The following is a 2,500-nucleotide window of genomic DNA, read 5'->3' on the forward strand; positions in this document are numbered from 1 at the left end:
AAGCTATAGCATAGTATGTAGTTCCTTTTCTATTATATACTTCCCATCCTGCTCTAGCAGTATCTAGTACTAACTTATCTAAGTCCACTTCTCCATACCTATCTTTATTATCTTCTATTACTTTATTAAATGGTTTACCACCTATATATACATGAGACCATGGAACCATTTGAGAGTCTCCATGTTCTCCCATTGAATATGCTTGAACACTCCTAGGGTCCACATTAAATATATCCCCTATAAAATTTTTTAACCTAGCTGAATCCACAGATGTTCCAGACCCAATTACATTACTCTTAGGTAACCCTGATAACTTATATACATAATGCGCTATTATATCTACAGGATTTGATACAATTATAAAATGCCCATTAAACCCACTTTTCATTATGGGAGTAACTATAGACTCTGCTATCCTAGCTGATAAATCTAAGGTATCTAATCTTGTTTGCCCTGGCTTAGGCGGTGCTCCTGCTGTTATTACTACTATATCAACATCTCCGCACTCTTCATAAGAACCTACCTTGATCTTAGTATTCCTATTCAAGTATTCTATACAATGATTCAAATCCATTACTTCACCAAGGGCTTTTTCTTTATTTATATCTATCAAAAGAACTTCATCACAAACTCCTTGGGTTATTAAACTAAAGGCTGTGCTAGACCCAACTAATCCTGTTCCAACTATAGCCACTTTTCTTCTTTTTGAAACCATATTAAACCTCCTAAAATTTATTCTATCAATACTTAGTTTACCACGATTTTTAATAATTACATTATAATTGAAAATAAAAAAATCCTAAACATAAGTTTAGGATTTTGGTGCGTCATCAGGGGATCGAACCCGGGACACCCTGATTAAGAGTCAGGTGCTCTACCAACTGAGCTAATAACGCATATTACCTGGCAACGTCCTACTCTCCCACACAGTCTCCCGTGCAGTACCATCGGCGCTGTAGAGCTTAACTTTCCTGTTCGGAATGGGAAGGAGTGTTTCCTCTACGCCATCATCACCAGATTTCAGAGTGTTCTCTGAAAATTGCACATGAACTAATAACTTATTTTGGTCAAGCCCTCGACCTATTAGTATCAGTCAGCTAAATATGTTACCACACTTACACCTCTGACCTATCAACCTTGTGTTCTTCAAGGGGTCTTACTAGCTTATGCTATGGGAAATCTCATCTTGAGGGGGGCTTCACGCTTAGATGCTTTCAGCGTTTATCCCTTCCCGACTTAGCTACCCAGCTATGCTCCTGGCGGAACAACTGGTGCACCAGAGGTCAGTCCATCCCGGTCCTCTCGTACTAAGGACAGCTCCTCTCAAATTTCCTACGCCCGCGACGGATAGGGACCGAACTGTCTCACGACGTTCTGAACCCAGCTCGCGTGCCGCTTTAATGGGCGAACAGCCCAACCCTTGGGACCTACTACAGCCCCAGGATGCGACGAGCCGACATCGAGGTGCCAAACCTCCCCGTCGATGTGGACTCTTGGGGGAGATCAGCCTGTTATCCCCGAGGTAGCTTTTATCCGTTGAGCGATGGCCCTCCCACGAGGTACCACCGGATCACTAAGCCCGACTTTCGTCCCTGCTCCACTTGTGGGTGTCGCAGTCAGGCTCCCTTCTGCCTTTGCACTCTACGAACGATTTCCGACCGTTCTGAGGGAACCTTTGGGCGCCTCCGTTACATTTTAGGAGGCGACCGCCCCAGTCAAACTGCCCACCTAACAATGTCCCGTCACCAGTTTCATGGCGTCCGGTTAGAATCCCAATACTGTCAGGGTGGTATCCCAAGGATGACTCCACTAAGGCTGACGCCCTAGCTTCTCAGTCTCCCACCTATCCTGTACAGACAATATCGAAACTCAATGCTAAGCTACAGTAAAGCTCTACGGGGTCTTTCCGTCCAATCGCGGGTAGCGAGCATCTTCACTCGCACTACAACTTCGCCGGATTTGCAGTTGAGACAGTGCCCAAGTCATTACGCCATTCGTGCGGGTCAGAACTTACCTGACAAGGAATTTCGCTACCTTAGGACCGTTATAGTTACGGCCGCCGTTTACTGGGGCTTAAGTTCACACCTTCGCTTGCGCTAAGTGTTCCCCTTAACCTTCCAGCACCGGGCAGGCGTCAGCCCCTATACATCAGCTTGCGCTTTAGCAGAGACCTGTGTTTTTGCTAAACAGTTGCTTGGGCCTATTCTCTGCGGCCTGCTCTCACAGGCACCCCTTCTCGCTAACTTACGGGGTCAATTTGCCTAGTTCCTTAACTGCAATTCTTCCGATGGCCTTAGGATTCTCTCCTCATCTACCTGTGTCGGTTTGCGGTACGGGCACTACTTCTCTCTCTAGATGCTTTTCTTGGAAGCAGGGAATCAGATACTTCAGTCTAAAAGACCTTCCCCATCACACCTCAGGATTGTTAAGACGGATTTGCCTATCTTAACTCCCTAAATGCTTAGACTAGCATTTCCAATCGCTAGCACATCCTATCCTT

Annotated in this window: 1 protein-coding gene, 1 tRNA gene, 1 rRNA gene and 1 other annotated feature (2 of these 4 only partly in view); all 3 genes read right to left on the reverse strand. The window is 45.5% G+C overall.

Annotated elements, in window-relative coordinates:
* Positions 1-715, reverse strand: the 5' portion of a protein-coding gene (locus BN6774_RS00075; RefSeq protein WP_066889016.1) for an L-lactate dehydrogenase. Its footprint begins 236 nt before the window's first position; only the first 715 of its 951 coding nucleotides appear in the window; the start codon lies at positions 713-715; the stop codon falls past the left edge of the window.
* A 105-nt stretch (positions 716-820) separates the two neighbouring features.
* Positions 821-896, reverse strand: a tRNA-Lys gene (locus BN6774_RS00080).
* Between the two features lie 5 nt (positions 897-901).
* Positions 902-1,018, reverse strand: a 5S ribosomal RNA gene (gene rrf, locus BN6774_RS00085).
* 45 nt (positions 1,019-1,063) lie between these two features.
* Positions 1,064-2,500, reverse strand: a sequence feature (most likely nonfunctional fraction of RNA operon) (it continues 2,266 nt past the right edge of the window).

The sequence above is a fragment of the Clostridium nigeriense genome (assembly GCF_900086595.1).
Classification (GTDB): Bacteria; Bacillota; Clostridia; order Clostridiales; family Clostridiaceae; genus Clostridium; species Clostridium nigeriense.